The sequence below is a fragment of the Stutzerimonas stutzeri genome (assembly GCF_024448715.1).
Lineage (GTDB): Bacteria > Pseudomonadota > Gammaproteobacteria > Pseudomonadales > Pseudomonadaceae > Stutzerimonas > Stutzerimonas stutzeri_AR.
In genome coordinates, this window is sequence record NZ_JAMOHZ010000003.1 from 74,264 (window position 1) to 90,804 (window position 16,541).

Genomic DNA, 16,541 nt, shown 5'->3' on the forward strand with positions numbered 1-16,541 from the left:
GCTCCGCCGTCGGGTCACGCTTGGTACAGTCAGTTCTGCTGAGCGACCGGCGCTATTCGAGCACCTCTACCGGCATACCGACCTTCAACTCGCCGATGCCCTCGGCGATCAGGTTCTGGCCAAAGAACACACCGCCCTCACCCTTGCGGTAGCTCATCAACGTGGCCAGCGGCTCACGGTCCGGACTGCGCTCTGCATTGAGCGGATCGATGGTCGGGATGATGCAGCGCGAGCAAGGCTTGACCACCCGAAATTCAATCTCGCCTATGCGGATACGACGCCAGCCATCCTCCGCGTATGGCGCAGCATCGGAGATCACTAGATTTGGCCGAAACCGGCGCATGTCGAACAACCGCCCTACCCGGGCGGAAAGATCATCGAGCGATGCCTGACCGATCAGTAGAAATGGGAAGCCATCACTGAACGTCGTCCGCTCGCCAAGACGAGCATAGTCCTGATCGACTTGAATACCCTGGTTAGCCGGTAGGTATACCAGCCGACACGGGCGGTCGAGCATGCGAGTCAGCCAAGCGGCCGCCGCGTCGCCAGCATCAGGAACCTGCAGGCTTTCACGCCAGACCAGCACCCCACGAGCAATGCTCGCCGAGTCGGGAACCGGGACCAGCAGATCGTCCATGCCGGACGCACTCAACAACAATGCCGTTTCTCCCTGCCAGCGGGCATGCAGCAGCGTCATCTGCGGCAATGCCCGCTGCGTCAGAAATTTTCCGGTTGCAGCTTCCACCACCATCCAGCGGCGGTCGCCACTCAGACCGAGCTCGTCGCACCTTCCCTCATCAAGCAATTCAGCGGAACCGGATTTGAGTGGAAAACGATACAACGAGGAAAGGTGCATGCAGGTGCCTCGATCGGATGGGCTGGGTCAGCGAGTTTCGTCCAGCAACAGACGCTCGCGAATGACGTCCACCAGTTTCTCTGGCTGAAACTTAGAAAGAAAGTTATCGCAGCCGACTTTTTGCACCATTGCCAGATTGAAGCTACCGGAAAGAGAGGTATGCAACACCACATAAAGATCACGCAGACGCGGGTCGTTACGGATTTCGGTGGTGAGCCGGTAGCCGTCCATTTCCGGCATTTCGGCATCGGTGAATACCATCAGCAGGCGGTCGGTGACCACCTCACCGGCATCGGCCCAGGCCTTGAGCTTGTTCAAGCCCTTCATGCCGTCGCTGGCTGAATGCACTGCGATGCCGAGTTGGCTCAGGGTCTCGCGCAGTTGTGCCAACGCGACCGTTGAATCGTCGACACAGAGCACTTCGCGACCTCTGGCGCGTTCGAGCACCGGGTCCGTCAAGCGTTCTGGCGCGATACTGGTGTTGTATGGAACGATCTCAGCGAGCACTTTTTCCACGTCGATGACTTCGACCAGTTGATTGTCAACCTTGGTGATCGCCGTCAAGTAATGCTGGCGTCCCGCTGTCACTGGCGGAGGCAATACCTCTTCCCAGTTGAGGTTGAGGATGCGGTCGACGCCGCCGACCAGAAAAGCCTGAATCGATCGGTTGTACTCGGTCACGATGATGGTGCTGCGCTCATCCGGAACCAACGGACGCAGCCCGATGGCACGCGACAAGTCGATAACCGGCAGCGTCTGCCCACGCAGATTGATCACACCGCAGACCGAACCGTGGCGGTGCGGCATTAACGTCATCTTTGGCAGCTGCACCACCTCCTGCACCTTGAAGACGTTGATTGCGAATTGCTGACGGCCGGAGAGCCTGAACATGAGGATTTCCAGGCGATTCTGCCCCACCAATCGGGTGCGTTGATCGACTGATTCTAGAATGCCGGCCATTGCGGGCTCCTTGGTGATTACGGGACTACGGGTCTAAACGACTAAGGTGGCTATCGGCCGCAAGGCCCTACGCTTTATCCGGCAGCACAATTATTTATGGGACCAAGCAACCCGGTCGATCAGCGGTGCGACACAATCCCGGCCGGCCCTGCGTCTTACCGGGTTGTCGCATCATTTTGCAATCAGTGGCTCGCCACGCAGCAACGGACTGTCTGGGGGAAGATGCAGCCGTAGCGCCTTGGGCCGCACCGAAAAACGCATGCGCTTCGCTGCAGTGGGCTCACCGTCAAGATTGATGTCGATCTCACGCGGCGCCTCGACTTCGAGCCATGGCACACGCGCCTTGACCGAAACGGTGTCGATCCCCAGAAGGCCGCCGCTCAGCAAAGTCCCCAAGGTTCCCACGGTATCGGCCGGTGCCGGGACGATGCATAAATCGAGCAGTCCGTCATCGACCGAAGCTTGTGGGCACAGTAGCTGCCCGCCGCCCGACTGACGCCCATTGCCGATACCCAATGCAAGGAAATCGCCCTCCCAGGCGAAGTCAGGCCCGACAAAGCGTCCCCAAGCAGCGTGCAATTCGCTGAACCGGGACAAGCCGGTCAGCAGGTAAGCGCCCCCCCCCAGAACCTTTTTCAACTCCTCCGATGTGGTGGCCGTCACTTTAGAGCCAAAGCCACCGGTCGCCATGTTGAGAAAAGGCTCACCGTTCATTTCGCCGACATCGACCAGCACAGGGTCCCGATCGAGCAGCGTCAGAGCATCGAAGGGTTCCAGCGGGATCTCGGCGGCATGCGCGAAGTCATTGGCGGTACCAAGCGGCAGCAATGCCAGGCTCGCATCGACGCCGCTCTCCAGTAGCGCCAACGCGACTTCGCGCAGCGTGCCGTCGCCACCGCCGGCAACCAGCGTCCGATATCCAGCCGCTAATGCCTCCTGTACCAGACGCCCGGCGTCGCCAGGTTCCCATGTCACCCGCACGGCCAGCTCTTTTCCAATCCGGCGCCATTCGCTGACAGCCGAACGCACTTCATCGTTGAGCGCCTGCTTCCCGTGAAGGACCAGCAACGCTTTGGATTCTTTCATGCCAATCGCTTCCATTTCGGTATCCGGCAATAGACCTGCCTATGCCCAGGAAAGTTGTGGGCCAGACGCCAAGACGGCTTAAGCCAAAGCCATAGGCGTATCGACCACCTGTCAGAGGCGCGCAGCCAAAAAGGCCCGATCCAATGTTTACGAATAGTTTTTATTTAGCTAAATCAGCAGGTTATCCAGTCAATTTAATCCTTGTCGGCTAGTTGCCACTTTGCTTCCTATCGATGAACTCATTCCTTGGCAGGCGGTCGGAGCAGTTGTCCAGTTGAAGGTTGCGATAGCGGCCTGCCATCAGAACCGCGGATCGCGGCGACAAAACGAGTATGAGCTAGCAATAGCCGAAGGAAGGAGCCTTGTATGCGCTTACAGTCCGTTGGAACCCTTGAATACGCCCACCCCAGTTTCGTTGATTATTTTCTTGCCAGTGTTCGCCTGATTCATGGGCTGACTGCGGTATTGCCAGGGGTTTTACTGTTGCTGTTTTTGCCGCTCGGCCTGCCTGTTGGAGGTGGGACATTCAGCACGTTCCTAATGTTCTTTGGCGTCATCAGCGTAGTCATTTTCCAATCGGTCGGTATCTATAGCGAGGAAGTGTTCAGCACGCTGCTGCGCTTTCGCACCATGCTGGTGGCCTGGGCCGCGGCGTTCAGCCTGCTGATTTTCATGCATCAGGGCTTGGGGATGTTCAGCTATCTGGAAGCCAAGCATCTGACCTTCTGGTTCGTCACTAGCATCGTCCTGTTCGGCGCCGAGCGCCTGATGATGCTTGCCCTGTTTCGCCGCCTGATGGCGAAAGGCGTGTATTTGCAGAACGCCGTCATACTTGGTGGCACTGATAATGGCGTGCGTGTCGCCGAGTACCTGGCCCATCACCGCGACATTCGCACGGGCGTGCTCGGCTTCATCGATGATCGCCTGGAGCGCCTGCCAAAGACGCTCGCCGACCTGCCGCTGCTTGGCAATACACGCGACCTGGAACAGATGATCCGTGAAGAAAAGGTCACTCAGGTGCTGGTCGCCCTGCCCTGGTTCGCCGACAGCCGTATCGGCCAGGTGATCAATGAGCTGCGCAAGCTGCCAGTCAACGTACTGCTGGTTCCGGACATGGTCGCCTTCCGTCATGCCAACAAGCGCATCACTGAAGTTGGCGGCCTGCCTACGCTCATCGCTTCCGACCTGCCCTTGCGTGGCTGGTCGCCGATGTTCCAGCGTATCGAAGACATCATTCTTTCCAGCTTGGCCTTGCTCGCCGCCGCTCCGGTGATGCTTCTATTGGCACTGGCGATCAAGCTCGACTCGCCCGGCCCTGTGCTGTTCAAGCAGAAGCGCTACGGCTACAACAACAGGCTGATCGAGGTCTTCAAGTTCCGTTCGATGTATCACGCCAAGTCCGACGCCAATGCCGAACGCCAGACAACCCGAGGCGACGATCGCATCACCCGTGTTGGCCGTTTCATCCGCAAAACCAGCCTCGACGAGTTGCCACAATTGTTAAACGTGTTCCTCGGCAGCATGTCGATGGTCGGCCCGCGCCCCCATGCGACCGCCACCAAAGCCGCTGGCGTGCTGTTCGAAGATGCCGTTTCAGAATACTCCGCGCGCCATCGCGTCAAGCCGGGCATCACCGGCTGGGCACAGATCAATGGTTACCGCGGCGAGACCGACACTCTCGAAAAGATCGAGAAGCGCGTCGAGTTCGATCTGGACTACATCGAGCGCTGGTCGGTCTGGTTCGACATTTACATCCTCGCTCGGACCATCCCCGCTCTGCTGTTCAACAGGGACGTCTACTGACTGCCGCACGCATTGACCAGCCCCATCACAGCGACAAACAAACTCATGCGTGAGCGCAGCAGGAAGATTGAACTAATGAAGCGAGCCAATATCAGATTTGCGTTCTGCGTTAAGCACGCCAACCCGCCCACGCATTCCGTGCTGCGAGGCTGAGCGACATGTTCCAGAACATATTGATCGTCTGTGTCGGCAACGTCTGCAGAAGCCCAGCGGCCGAAGCATTGTTGATCCACAGACTTCAGGGAAAAGGCTTGGCGATCAGTTCGGCAGGCATAGGTGCATTAGTAGGCAATCCAATGGATAAGAACGCACATGAGGTGCTACAGGACCACGGGTTGGCACACACGGCCCATCGTGCCCGGCAGGTCGATAGCGACATGCTGCACCGGGCGGATCTGATTCTCGCCATGGAGCAGAGCCATATCCAGCACATCCGCCAGATAGCGCCCGAAGTACACGGCAAGACCTTTCTGATGGGCAAATGGCTGGACGACATGGAAATACCCGATCCGTTTCGTCAATCCAAGCCCGCATTCGAACACGTTCACAGCCTTCTGACACAGTCCGTCGAAAGCTGGCTTCCTTACCTGAAATAAGAAGAAGGAACTTCAATGACAACCATGCCCCGACCCATCTATGAAACCAAAGAGGATAAGGACATTGATCTGGCCCACCTCTTTGACACATTCCTCAATAATCGGGCCCTGATTCTCACCATAACCGGTTTCTTCGCGGCGTTGGGCGTTGCCTATGCACTCCTCGCCACCCCGGTGTATCTGGCCAGCGCAATGATCCAGATCGAGCCCAAAAACGGTCTGCCGAGCCTTACCGATGTGGTGGGCGCTGCTCCGGCAGTTTCCCCGGCGCAAACAGAAATTGCGCTGCTCAAATCGCGCTCCGTTGTCGGCGGCGCGGTGGAAGCACTGAATCTCGACATCATCATTGAGCCTCACCACTTCCCATTGATAGGTGGCTATGTCTATCGCCGCTTCGAACCAACAGAGGAAGGTGAGCTGGGCTGGTTCCCGGACGGTTTCGAATCTTACGCCTGGGGCGGCGAGTCCCTGCGCGTCACTCAACTGATCGTGCCGGACCAGATGCATGGCGAAGAACTTACGCTGGAAGCCGCGGAGAACAATGGCTTCATCCTGCGTGATCCCGACGGTGAGGTGGTTGCTCAGGGCGTGGTTGGCGAGCCGGTTGAAACACCGGAATACGGCATCACCGTCGCCGAGCTCAATGCCCGTCCGGGTACAACGTTCAGCGTGACTAAGAACCGCACCTACGCCACTACCGAAAGTTATCAGGAGCGCCTCGCAGCGGGTGAACGAGGTAAGCAGTCCGGTATTGTCAACGTGACGCTGGAGGATGCCGATCCAGAAAAGGCCATTCTGGTACTGGAAGAAGTAGCCCAGCGCTATGTTGACCAGAACGTCGCACGCAATGCCGCGGAAGCGACCCAGAGCCTGGAATTCCTCAGCGAGCAAGTACCGGAAGTTCGCAGAAAGCTCGATGCCGCACAGACGGCGCTGAACAAATACCAGACCGGCAATCGTTCCGTGGACATTTCAGCCGAGACCCAGTCGGTACTTGATCGGATTGTCGATCTGGAAAAGCAAATTTCCGAGCAGAACCTCAAGCGCACAGAGATGGAGCGACGCTTCACCCGGCAGCATCCGAACTTCCAGGCGTTGATGAACCAGATCAATCAACTGCAGACGCAGAAGGCTGAACTGGAGAAGCAGATCGGCACCCTGCCCTCGACCCAGCAGGAGCTGCTGCGCCTGAACCGTGACGTCGAGGTGTCGTCCGAAACCTATGCCATGTTGCTGAATAAGACTCAGGAACTGGACATCATCCGTGCCGGCACCGTGGGCAACGTCCATATCGTCGACCACGCGGCTGCGGACATCGACGATCCAGTGAAGCCGAACAAGCCGTTGATCGTGATCGTCGCCACCCTGCTCGGCGGGATACTTGCGGTAGCGTTCGTCTACATCCGCGAAGCGCTCAAGCGCGGCGTGGAGAACCCGGAAGAAATCGAGCGCGTCGGCATCCCCGTTTACGCGGCAATCCCCTTCAGCGAGAAACAGGGCCTGCTGGAAAAGCGACTGGCCAACTTCAAGCGTGACAAGAGCAACGCCTCGTATTTGCTGTCGATCAATGATCCGGCTGATCTGGCGACTGAAGCCATGCGCAGCCTGCGCACCAGCCTGCACTTCGCCATGATCGAGGCGAAGAACAACATCCTAATGATCACCGGACCCAGCCCGGCAGTGGGTAAGTCATTCGTGACTAGCAACCTCGCTGCGGTGATTGCGCAGTCCGGCAAGAAGGTTCTTCTGGTAGACGCCGACATGCGTAAGGGTTACCTGCACAAGGTCATGCGCTGCCAAGGTGAAAAAGGGCTTTCGGATATCCTGTCGGGCCGCATCACTCTGTTCGACGCCATCCAGAAAACTCAATTGAACAACCTGCACGTGATTGCTCACGGCCAGGTGCCGCCAAACCCGTCAGAGCTGTTGATGCACGAGAATTTCTCTCGCTTCGTCAAGGAAATCAGCAGCATGTATGACCTGGTGATTTTCGACACCCCACCGATCCTCGCCGTTACCGATGCCGCCCTCGTCGGCAGCCAGGCAGGGACCACGTTAATGGTGACTCGCTACGGCCTGAACGGGGTCAAGGAAATCGAGTTTGCAAAGCGCCGTCTCGAGCAGAACGGCCTGCTGGTCAAGGGCGTGATCTTCAACGCCGTGATTCGCAAGGCGTCGAACTATAGCGAATACGGTTACTACCAGTACGAATATCAAAGCAAGTGATGCGTGGGCCCGGCATGCTCTGCATGTCGGGCAACAGCATGTCTGCTGTCATTGATCCGTAACGACCATTCATTCAGACGCTTTCGTCGCAGGAATTGCTTGCGTCGGTTTTTTATTTGCACAATCCGAGTGCTAGCCGAGCCGCTACGAATTCATTGGAGATCAAGGTAAGTATGGAACGTAACTTTCTTTCCCCTTTGTTCAGTGCAATACGACTCGTTACTGGCCTGACACTGATTAGCTGTGCGGTATGCGCGCAGGCTCAACCCAGCGGAGAAAAAAAGGGGATCGATCTGGTCGGCATCAATATGTCGGGCGCCAACTTTGCGCCACATATAACGCCAGGAAAACTCGGCACCAACTACTTCTATCCAGAAAAAAAGTATTTCAAGTATTACGCAGACAAGAATATTCGCCTGATCCGCTTTCCTTTCATTTGGGAACGGTTGCAGCACGACCTGGACAAGGGTGTTAACTTCGATCAGATCCGCCTGTTAAAAAGAACGCTTGATTTTGCAGCACAGCATGATCAGAAAATCATTCTGGATATGCATAACTATGCTCGATACAAAGGCGAGTTGATTGGCTCTCCCGACGTACCTTACAAGGCCTACGCCAATGTATGGCGCACGCTCGCCGAGACGTTCAAGGACCATCCAGCGTTGCTGGGCTACGACATAATGAATGAGCCACATTCCACCAAGGGACTATGGCCCGCCGCCGCGCAGGCTGCGGTCGACGCGATCCGCGAGGTGGACATGGAAACGCTGATATTTGTCGAAGGCGACCGATGGGCCAGTACTTTTCACTGGCGAAACGTAAATGAAGACTTTCTGATCGACGACCCGGCGAACAAGATCGTCTATGAGGGTCATTTGTACTTCGACAAGGATTTTTCCGGTCGCTATGCAGCCGACGAAACCATCGATCCAATGCTAGGCGTGGAACGTGCCCGACCTTTCGTAGAGTGGCTGAAAGAACATGATTTGAAAGGCTTCCTAGGCGAATACGGTGTACCCGGACATTCCGAATCGATGCTTGCTGCCATGGACAACCTGCTCGCCTACCTCAACGAAAACTGTATTCCCAGTGCCTATTGGGCTGGCGGCCCCGGCTGGGGCAAATATGTGCTGGCGGTCGAGCCCATCGGTGGCAAGGACCGACCGCAGATGGAGATTCTATTGAAGAATATTCCCAACAAGTGTTCGGAATTCGGGCCGACACCGCGTTCGTGACATGTACCTGAACGCAGGATTCCTCGATACGCGATATGCCGGCTCGGCGCTAGCATCCAATGCCGTTTCGCATCTTCCAGTCAATAACCTTTGGTTAGGACAACGATGCGAAACCAGTCAAAAAACTTGGGAAAAGCCTAAAAATCCTGAACATTCTACGCAACCCAACCATGAGGCTGGTTGTCCAACATTGCGAACGAGCCATAGCGGGGTTAATCCGAGCGGAATTCGAACCCGGCGGCTATGAACGCTTCGCTCACAAGCGCACGCAGGAGTCGGGGATTTATTGACCCACCCGCACGACTCGTAGTGACCGACGCATCGAAGGCATCAGCATGGCAATGTTAAAAAAGCTTTAGTTTGTTGCGGTGAAGTTAGTTTGGATCATGGAAAAGCACCTAAGGACTCAGGTGATGACAAACATCAGCTCAAAACTCTTTTACTTGCCATTGATGGTTCTCGTAGTCGTTCTGCATTTCTCTGTGTTTGGCGACAGCACGCACAACCCTATCGGTATCAAATTTCTCAACGAAGCTTATCTAGCCGTTTGCTTAGGGGCATCGCTGCTGTTAATTCTTGCCAGCACCGAGGACGCCTCCAGAGAATTCCGCGTCCTGATGTATTACGCCTTCTACAGTGTTCTGGTGTTTACCGTGTTGCCGGCGATATTTTCTTTTTATACCTACGGCCAACCGATAACCTATGGTCTGATCGAGGAACGGCGAATCTTGTTCGCCTTTGGTTTCGTGCCTTTGTTATTGCTTGCAAAGCACTTGAGTACTCTACAGTTCGAGCGCTCAATCCTTTATGCCGCACTCATCGCCGTATTCCTTTCGTGGTGTTTCAAGTTTGGCCTGTTACCTGATTGGCGTGAAGAACAAACATCGTGGGATCGTCCCGATCGCTCGTCAATCGGTCCTTTCTTAATTTGCTTTTCCTATTTCTATTGCATTCAGGTGTGGTCAAAAGGCGTATCGCCCATAAACGGCGAACAACGGCAAAAAAACTTTTATCTATTAATGGCAGTGATTTTACTATTGACGCTGGTTTTCGCGACACAGACTCGCCAGCTCATCGTACTCTGCCTGGCCTTTACGCTTTTCTGTCTTAGGGCCAAAGCCATTGTGTGGGCTGCATCCCTCTGCTTGTTATTATCGCCGGTTTTTTTCTATCCCGAATTGTTAGAACATTTTGGTTTGAATCTCGATTTCTACGAAAGCAGTCTAGATGGCGATATCGAAGACAGCGTGCGCTCCAATACGATCGCATCGATATTTAGCCATTTGGATCTCGTCAACTGGCTTCCTAGTGGATCGCTTTCGCTGATGTGGCAGGACGGCTTCATTCCCTACTTTGGCGAACATTTTTTCCTGTCAGATGTTGGGATATTAGGCACACTGTTTCGCTTCGGGCTATTGACCTTCCTGGTGGTGCCGCTGACTCTCTATATTTACCAGCGTATCGCTCGCAACATACATCCTGATATGAGTTTCAGCTATTCCGTGATGCTCGCTTTCTTTGTTATTTGGCCACTCAACGGACTATTTGAATACCTGCAACCGGTCATTGTCATGCTTTTCGTGATACACGCTCTAAGAGCACGCCATCTTCGCAGCAAGGAACGAGTACATGAACGTCGCACTTATTCTCAACTACAAAGCTGCTACTGAAACCATCAGCTGCGCTGAAAGCCTGCTCGCTCATTGTTCGACAGTCGACCACATTGTCATTGTCGACAACGACTCACAGGACGGATCCGCCCTCGCCTTTCAGCAATGGCTGGATGAAAAGAAGTACCGGAAGGTAACGCTGCTAAGCAATCCAGAAAATAGCGGCTATGCAGGGGGCAACAACTACGGCCTGCGCTGGGCGATGGAAAATTTGCAGCCCACATATTTTTGGGTCGTCAATAACGACACTTATGTCGATAGCGACGCATTCTCGCCGCTACTTGAGGCATTACAGCGAGACGATAGGCAATTCGTCGGCTCGGTAGTGCTGAGTGCCGACACCGGGCGCCTGGAATGCTATGGCGGCGGAAAATTATATCCAATCCTGGGCAAAGCCCGCCTGCTCGGAAAGGACCAGAGCATCGAAGCGGTGCAGCTCCAGGACACTAAGCACAACCCAGATTATTTAATGGGTTGCAGCCTTGCGTTTTCAGCTGCACTGACCGAAGAAATCGGCCTGATGGACGAAACGTATTTCATGTATTTCGAAGAAGTTGATTGGCAATATCGCGCTAGGCGTTTTGGCGTTTCGATAAAAGTAATCCCTGAAAGCCGTCTGTTTCATTATGGCTCACTCAGCCTGGGTAGCCGCTCAGCGTTTTATCATTACTATCGCAACCGCGCAGCCACTCGTTTTAACAAACGTTTCTACGGACCGGTCTTCGCCCTTACTTCCGCATTTCTCCTCTCGGCAGTTACGACGATAAAGGAATTCAGAAACCCAACCCTCGTCTGGTCGGGCATCAAAGGCGCCTTCAAGGGAGTAGCAATGAGTGTCAAGTGATACTACAGCGTTCGGAATCGACTTTTATTCCGGCAATAAGAAAGCTTTATTGACCTGCATTCGGGAGGGCATCAAGCAGCCTTACTCGTTTGTGGTAACGCCCAACGTTGACCACCTCGTTCAACTGGAAAGCGACGAAGAATTGCGTAATGCCTATGCAAAAGCGCGCTGGAGGCTTTGCGACAGTCGCATCTTGCTATCGCTGGTAAGTCGTCTGGGCGTACATATAGACGAAGCTATTCCTGGCAGTGACCTGACCCTTGATCTGCTTAAGTGGGCCGACCAGGATCGCTTGCGCGTCGTGCTCATCGGCTCTGCGACAGCAGAAGCCGACAGGCTTCGGGAAATCTATCCTGGCATCGATCTTTATCACTACAACCCACCGATGGGCTTCATCAAAAAGCCGGAAGAAGTGCAACGTTGCTTGCAGTTCGTTCGAAATAATCCATCCGACTTGGTGCTTTATGCAGTTGGAACGCCCCGCGGAGAAGTTCTGGCGGGATTGACCCAACCCCAAGAACGATCAGGAATGGGTTTTTGCATTGGCGCCTCGATTTCCTTTGCTACCGGCACCATCAAACGCGCTCCGCGTTGGATGCGCGAGTACAGACTCGAATGGCTTCATCGGATGTGTCTCGAACCGCGCAGGCTGGCCAAGCGGTACTTCATCGACGCGATATACATTTTGCCCGCTTATTTGCGTGAAAGAAGCTCTAAGCAAAAGGCCAGCCCCGCCAAGCAGGAGTCTTGATCAGCTACGAACACAATATTTTTAAAATAGCTTGATCGATTGCAGTTGCAATGGCGAAGCCAAGTAGCCGCTGCAAGCTTTTCGATCATTGCGTCCGACTCTTCCAGCGCAAACGCGCCGGCATTAGAGCGGTGCGACACCACTTTGAAAGTCATCTAATAGCAGGGAAGAAAATGAAAGCAATCATCACGGGCATTACAGGACAAGACGGTGCTTACCTCGCAGAGCTTCTGCTGGAAAAAGGTTACACCGTATACGGCACATTTCGTCGTACCAGCTCGGTTAACTTCTGGCGAATCGAAGAGTTGGGTATCGACAAGCATCCCAGCCTGCATCTCATCGAATACGATCTTACCGACCTTTCGTCCAGTATCCGTCTGCTACAAACCACAGGCGCAACCGAGGTATACAACCTCGCCGCACAAAGCTTCGTTGGTGTTTCGTTCGAGCAGCCGTTGACGACGCTGGATATTACCGGTGCAGGCGCGGTGAACCTTCTGGAAGCCATTCGTATCGTCAATCCCAAGATTCGCTTTTACCAGGCGTCCACCTCGGAAATGTTCGGCAAGGTCCAGGCAATTCCGCAAGCGGAAACCACCCCGTTTTACCCTCGTAGTCCCTATGGCGTCGCCAAGCTTTATGCGCATTGGATGACCATCAATTACCGGGAGTCTTACGGAATCTTCGGTTGCAGCGGCATCTTGTTCAATCACGAATCGCCTCTTCGCGGCCGTGAATTCGTGACCCGCAAAATCACCGATTCGGTAGCCAAGATCAAACTGGGTCAGCTGGATGTGCTCGAACTGGGCAACATCGACGCAAAGCGCGATTGGGGCTTTGCCAAGGAGTATGTCGAAGGGATGTGGCGCATGCTGCAAGCCGATGAGCCCGATGTGTTCGTGCTGGCAACCAACCGTACCGAAACCGTACGCGACTTCGTGACCTTGGCCTTCAAGGCAGTCGATATCGAATTGCAATGGGAAGGCTCCGGCGAACAGGAGCTGGCGATCGACATGGCGACCGGCAAAGTCGTTGTGCGAGTAAATCCGAAATTCTATCGTCCTGCAGAAGTCGATCTGCTGATTGGCGATCCCCAGAAGGCCAAGGATGTGCTGGGCTGGGAACCTAAAACCTCGCTGGAACAATTGTGCCGCATGATGGTAGATGCCGACCTACGTCGCAATCAGCAAGGCTTTTCGTTTTGATAGCGAGCGACCTGAACGACTAACGTCGTCATAGGCGAATACAGCTGGTGCGCTGAAGTTTTTGACAGCGAACAGCACAGAGCAACCGGCACCTTTGCCCTGTGCATTCGCTTCACTTCAGCCCAGTACCAGATGCTCCGTTACGCCTATCTTCAGCTTGCTCGATCAGCTGAATACCCAGGCGGAGCTGGTATTAGGTGAAAAATATGCCGCTTGGACAAGCCAGTATCGTCATCCTAGCCGACCCTAACCGGGCGCAACATTCCATGCATAGACCGGGAATAACCACTCCGTTGGGGCGGATTTCATCCTATCGAGAAAATCATGCGTAAAGTGCTGATTACGGGCATCACCGGTTTCACTGGCCGCTATATGGCAGAAGAACTCGCGGCACGGGGCTACGAGGTTCATGGCCTCAGCTATCGGCAACCCAAAGGCGAATTGCCTGCGTGTATTTCAGCCATCCACTGCTGCTCGCTGAACGACTCACAAGCGCTGCGAAACCTACTGACGGAAATCCGGCCAACCTATGTCGTGCATCTGGCTGCAGTGTCCTTCGTTGCGCATAGCGATGCTGACGCGATATACAACGCCAACTTGCTCGGCACTCGCCATCTACTTGAAGCATTACGCACAATTGCGACAGATCTGGAAGGAGTTCTCCTGGCCAGTAGCGCGAACGTCTACGGAAACGCCACCGAGGGCGTGTTGGACGAATCAGCTGTGCTGGCTCCGGCCAATGATTACGCAGTCAGCAAAGCTGCAATGGAATTCATGGCGAGGCTGTATTACGGGCACTTGCCGTTGATCATTAGCAGACCGTTTAACTACACCGGTATTGGCCAGGCCGAACAATTCCTAATTCCGAAAATCGTCGCGCACATACGTCACCGCGCGGAAGTTATCGAGTTGGGAAATTTGGATATCGCACGAGACTTCTGTGATGTGCGCCAGGTGGTAAAAGCCTATCGGCAACTTCTTGAGACTCCCGCTTCGATTGGCGAAACCGTCAATATCTGCTCTGGCTCGGCATACACGCTGCAGTACGTTCTCGAGCAGGCTGGCATCATATCCGGTCACCATCTTGAAGTCCGGGTCAATCCAGCCTTCGTTCGCAGTGCCGATGTCAAGAAGTTATCCGGCTGCAAAGCCAAGCTGAACTCGCTTATTGGTGAGCTTCCTCAGATCGAGCTGCGCGACACGCTGCGCTGGATGATAGAAGCGACTTCATCTAATTAAGCCTCGTCAGTTTTCCAAGTATGACAACGGAAGCGGGCCAGACCGATCTTGGCAAGGCGTCCCGGCACCGAATGGCGACTGGCATGGAATGCGCAACTCAATGCGCAATTAACTCTCGCCGCTAAACACAGCTTAATCCTTTATCTCTTCTCGATACTCGAGTCTTTCTTGTGTTAGCGCCACGACGCACCGGCCATTCATTTGTGCTGTCGTCTTGAACCCAAGAGAGACGCAGCGGTCTATGGCTACTGTGAGCAGTACGCACTTGTTTCTGTCGTTCGTGAAAGGCGTTACGCAAGGGTGAGCAGAAAAATACCAGTAGCTTGCCCGAAACAGGTCTCACCCTTAGTGAGCCGAGGATAGCTCCTCGACAAGCTTGCGGTAGCGACACAGGAGAAGCAGATATTGAGTTCGTTTTTATACGCTTTCACAGATGTCATTGTCGGTTGGCGATAGACGTTCAATTTCCGCTCATTCCTTCAGTAAAAGTGATCCAGCCGTTTCACTTTGTAAAAACAACTATTCCGTCAAGGATGAAGATCATGAAACCATTATTTGCTCTCGCTTTTTCTTCTGCACTGGCGCTCCAGGGATGTGTGTTTTCGCCTGGTCAATATCTTGATCCGGATGAATTCAAGAATGGCGCGGAAGCGGAGAACGGTACCGTACAGCTGATCCGCATCACCCCCGATATGCTCCAGGGCGAGTTGTCTTCCGACATGGGCACTTCCAGCAAGCAGGAATTGCTTGATTACAAGCCCGAGGCGTATCGCATTGGTGCCAACGATCTACTCTTTATCACCGTCTGGGATCACCCTGAACTGACCGCGCCGTCCGGAGCGCAGCAACAGCTCGATGCCAATGGCCGTCTGGTCCGCCCGGATGGCACTCTCTTCTACCCCTATATCGGCAATGTCAACGCCGCGGGTCGCACCATCGAAGAGTTGCGCGCCGAAATCTCGCGCCGCCTCGCCAACTACATCGACAGTCCGCAAGTAGACGTCAGCCTGCTTCGCTACGGTAGCCAGCGCGTCGTGTTATCAGGCGCATTCAATACCGCGGGCGAGGTACCCGTGACCACCGCACCGATGACTATCGTCCAGGCCATCGGTCAGGCAGGCGTCGATACCGAAACCGCTGACCTTTCCAGCCTGATGCTCAAGCGGGACGGTCGTGAATACATGCTGAACCTCGACGATCTGAACCGCCCGGATTCCTGGCTGCATCAGGTTTACCTGAAGGACGGCGACCAGCTGCACCTGCCGTACAACGATCAGAAGAAGATCTACGTGCTGGGCGAAGTCACGCAGCCGCAGGCGCTCAGCTTCAAGGCATCGAACTTCAACCTGATGGACGCGATCGGTACTGCTGGCGGTATTCGCCAGGAAACGGCGGATGGCGAAGCGGTCTATGTGATCCGCGGTGCCGAAAGCATCGCGACCGAGCAGGCCAAGGTTTTCCAGCTTGATGCCAAATCCCCAACCGCCTTCGCCCTGGCCAAGAGCTTTCCGCTCCAACCGCAGGACGTAGTGTTCGTTGGTCCAGCCGGCATCACTCGCTGGAACCGCTTCATCAGCCAGCTGCTGCCGTCCGCTTCGGTTGTCGGCACAGGTGCAGCTTTCAGCCGTTAATGACGCTATAGAGATCAGGACGAACGGCCTGGTCTCGCTAAACCGCGGTCAGCCTTCGGGCGGCTGCGGTTTTTTTTGCATATAACAATCATCGAGCCTGGAAGCGAATGATAAGCCTGCCAAACCGCGTGGGCCGCTACATATTCCGGCTTCGGTCTCAGCCACCCGCGCTGTAAACAAGCCCCGTTTAACCTCGGGGCTTTTAGCTGGCTACTCGGTTGGAATAGTCGGGTCGTCTTCGAACATGTCGATGTCCTCATCCGTGACTTCCGTCTCATCGGGATCGGACATCGGAGCATCGTTGATGCTTGCACCATCAGGATCCCCAGGCAGAGGCGCATCCGCGCCAGAATCGTTTGCCGCCTGCAGCCGAGCTGGAAAATCCATGGTTTCACCTCGCATGCTTCACCTCGCAGTGAGGCCCCCAATGGCCTCTTCA

At 54.9% G+C, this 16,541-nt stretch carries 14 protein-coding genes; 10 read left to right on the top strand and 4 right to left on the bottom strand.

The window, feature by feature from the left end; genetic code table 11:
• Positions 1 to 52: 52 nt before the first annotated feature.
• From NAV33_RS07000 to yegS, 3 genes are all read right to left on the bottom strand, one after another.
• The gene (locus NAV33_RS07000) at positions 53 to 856 is read right to left on the bottom strand and encodes an MOSC domain-containing protein (protein ID WP_255978324.1); all 804 of its coding nucleotides are present in this window, start codon (positions 854 to 856) and stop codon (positions 53 to 55) included.
• 27 nt (positions 857 to 883) lie between these two features.
• Positions 884 to 1,816, bottom strand: a complete 933-nt coding sequence (locus NAV33_RS07005) for a chemotaxis protein CheV (RefSeq protein ID WP_255978326.1) — start codon at positions 1,814 to 1,816, stop codon at positions 884 to 886.
• Positions 1,817 to 1,987: 171 nt separating this feature from the next.
• Complete coding sequence (yegS, locus tag NAV33_RS07010; protein ID WP_255978328.1) at positions 1,988 to 2,902, bottom strand: lipid kinase YegS; 915 nt, start codon at positions 2,900 to 2,902, stop codon at positions 1,988 to 1,990.
• A gap of 366 nt (positions 2,903 to 3,268) precedes the next feature.
• On the opposite strand from yegS, the gene NAV33_RS07015 reads away from it, so the two are divergent.
• The 10 genes from NAV33_RS07015 (at position 3,269) to NAV33_RS07060 (ending at position 16,102) form a co-directional block, all read left to right on the top strand.
• Positions 3,269 to 4,705, top strand: coding sequence for an undecaprenyl-phosphate glucose phosphotransferase (locus NAV33_RS07015; protein ID WP_255978330.1), 1,437 nt, complete (start codon positions 3,269 to 3,271; stop codon positions 4,703 to 4,705).
• Between the two features lie 158 nt (positions 4,706 to 4,863).
• On the top strand, positions 4,864 to 5,301 hold the full coding sequence (locus NAV33_RS07020) for a low molecular weight protein-tyrosine-phosphatase (RefSeq protein WP_255978332.1): 438 nt from the start codon (positions 4,864 to 4,866) through the stop codon (positions 5,299 to 5,301).
• A gap of 15 nt (positions 5,302 to 5,316) precedes the next feature.
• On the top strand, positions 5,317 to 7,527 hold the full coding sequence (locus tag NAV33_RS07025) for a polysaccharide biosynthesis tyrosine autokinase (protein ID WP_255978334.1): 2,211 nt from the start codon (positions 5,317 to 5,319) through the stop codon (positions 7,525 to 7,527).
• A gap of 173 nt (positions 7,528 to 7,700) precedes the next feature.
• The gene (locus tag NAV33_RS07030; protein ID WP_255979290.1) at positions 7,701 to 8,762 is read left to right on the top strand and encodes a glycoside hydrolase family 5 protein; all 1,062 of its coding nucleotides are present in this window, start codon (positions 7,701 to 7,703) and stop codon (positions 8,760 to 8,762) included.
• A gap of 413 nt (positions 8,763 to 9,175) precedes the next feature.
• On the top strand, positions 9,176 to 10,432 hold the full coding sequence (locus NAV33_RS07035; RefSeq protein ID WP_255978336.1) for a hypothetical protein: 1,257 nt from the start codon (positions 9,176 to 9,178) through the stop codon (positions 10,430 to 10,432).
• Complete coding sequence (locus tag NAV33_RS07040; protein ID WP_255978338.1) at positions 10,392 to 11,276, top strand: glycosyltransferase family 2 protein; 885 nt, start codon at positions 10,392 to 10,394, stop codon at positions 11,274 to 11,276. Before NAV33_RS07035 ends, NAV33_RS07040 begins: the two co-directional genes overlap by 41 nt.
• Positions 11,266 to 12,027 (top strand): WecB/TagA/CpsF family glycosyltransferase, encoded by a 762-nt coding sequence (locus tag NAV33_RS07045; protein WP_255978340.1) that lies wholly within the window; start codon positions 11,266 to 11,268, stop codon positions 12,025 to 12,027. The genes NAV33_RS07040 and NAV33_RS07045 overlap by 11 nt, the downstream gene beginning before the upstream one ends.
• A 173-nt stretch (positions 12,028 to 12,200) precedes the next feature.
• On the top strand, positions 12,201 to 13,232 hold the full coding sequence (gene gmd / locus NAV33_RS07050; protein ID WP_255978342.1) for a GDP-mannose 4,6-dehydratase: 1,032 nt from the start codon (positions 12,201 to 12,203) through the stop codon (positions 13,230 to 13,232).
• A 324-nt stretch (positions 13,233 to 13,556) separates the two neighbouring features.
• Positions 13,557 to 14,471: a GDP-mannose 4,6-dehydratase gene (locus tag NAV33_RS07055; RefSeq protein WP_255978344.1), complete on the top strand. Its 915-nt coding sequence runs from the start codon at positions 13,557 to 13,559 to the stop codon at positions 14,469 to 14,471.
• Positions 14,472 to 15,013: 542 nt separating this feature from the next.
• The gene (locus NAV33_RS07060; RefSeq protein WP_255978346.1) at positions 15,014 to 16,102 is read left to right on the top strand and encodes a polysaccharide biosynthesis/export family protein; all 1,089 of its coding nucleotides are present in this window, start codon (positions 15,014 to 15,016) and stop codon (positions 16,100 to 16,102) included.
• Positions 16,103 to 16,312: 210 nt separating this feature from the next.
• On the opposite strand, the gene NAV33_RS07065 is transcribed toward NAV33_RS07060, so the two are convergent.
• Positions 16,313 to 16,489 carry a hypothetical protein gene (locus NAV33_RS07065; protein ID WP_255978348.1) on the bottom strand — a complete coding sequence of 59 codons (177 nt, stop codon included), beginning with the start codon at positions 16,487 to 16,489 and terminating at the stop codon, positions 16,313 to 16,315.
• Positions 16,490 to 16,541: the final 52 nt, after the last annotated feature.

Excerpts from the sequence above, each read along its gene's own strand:
- NAV33_RS07000 (WP_255978324.1), bottom strand. The coding sequence starts at position 856 with ATGCACCTTTCCTCGTTGTATCGTTTTCCACTCAAATCCGGTTCCGCT.
- NAV33_RS07005 (WP_255978326.1), bottom strand. The coding sequence starts at position 1,816 with ATGGCCGGCATTCTAGAATCAGTCGATCAACGCACCCGATTGGTGGGG.
- yegS (WP_255978328.1), bottom strand. The coding sequence starts at position 2,902 with ATGAAAGAATCCAAAGCGTTGCTGGTCCTTCACGGGAAGCAGGCGCTC.
- NAV33_RS07015 (WP_255978330.1), top strand. The coding sequence starts at position 3,269 with ATGCGCTTACAGTCCGTTGGAACCCTTGAATACGCCCACCCCAGTTTC.
- NAV33_RS07020 (WP_255978332.1), top strand. The coding sequence starts at position 4,864 with ATGTTCCAGAACATATTGATCGTCTGTGTCGGCAACGTCTGCAGAAGC.
- NAV33_RS07025 (WP_255978334.1), top strand. The coding sequence starts at position 5,317 with ATGACAACCATGCCCCGACCCATCTATGAAACCAAAGAGGATAAGGAC.
- NAV33_RS07030 (WP_255979290.1), top strand. The coding sequence starts at position 7,701 with ATGGAACGTAACTTTCTTTCCCCTTTGTTCAGTGCAATACGACTCGTT.
- NAV33_RS07035 (WP_255978336.1), top strand. The coding sequence starts at position 9,176 with ATGACAAACATCAGCTCAAAACTCTTTTACTTGCCATTGATGGTTCTC.
- NAV33_RS07040 (WP_255978338.1), top strand. The coding sequence starts at position 10,392 with ATGAACGTCGCACTTATTCTCAACTACAAAGCTGCTACTGAAACCATC.
- gmd (WP_255978342.1), top strand. The coding sequence starts at position 12,201 with ATGAAAGCAATCATCACGGGCATTACAGGACAAGACGGTGCTTACCTC.
- NAV33_RS07055 (WP_255978344.1), top strand. The coding sequence starts at position 13,557 with ATGCGTAAAGTGCTGATTACGGGCATCACCGGTTTCACTGGCCGCTAT.
- NAV33_RS07060 (WP_255978346.1), top strand. The coding sequence starts at position 15,014 with ATGAAACCATTATTTGCTCTCGCTTTTTCTTCTGCACTGGCGCTCCAG.
- NAV33_RS07065 (WP_255978348.1), bottom strand. The coding sequence starts at position 16,489 with ATGGATTTTCCAGCTCGGCTGCAGGCGGCAAACGATTCTGGCGCGGAT.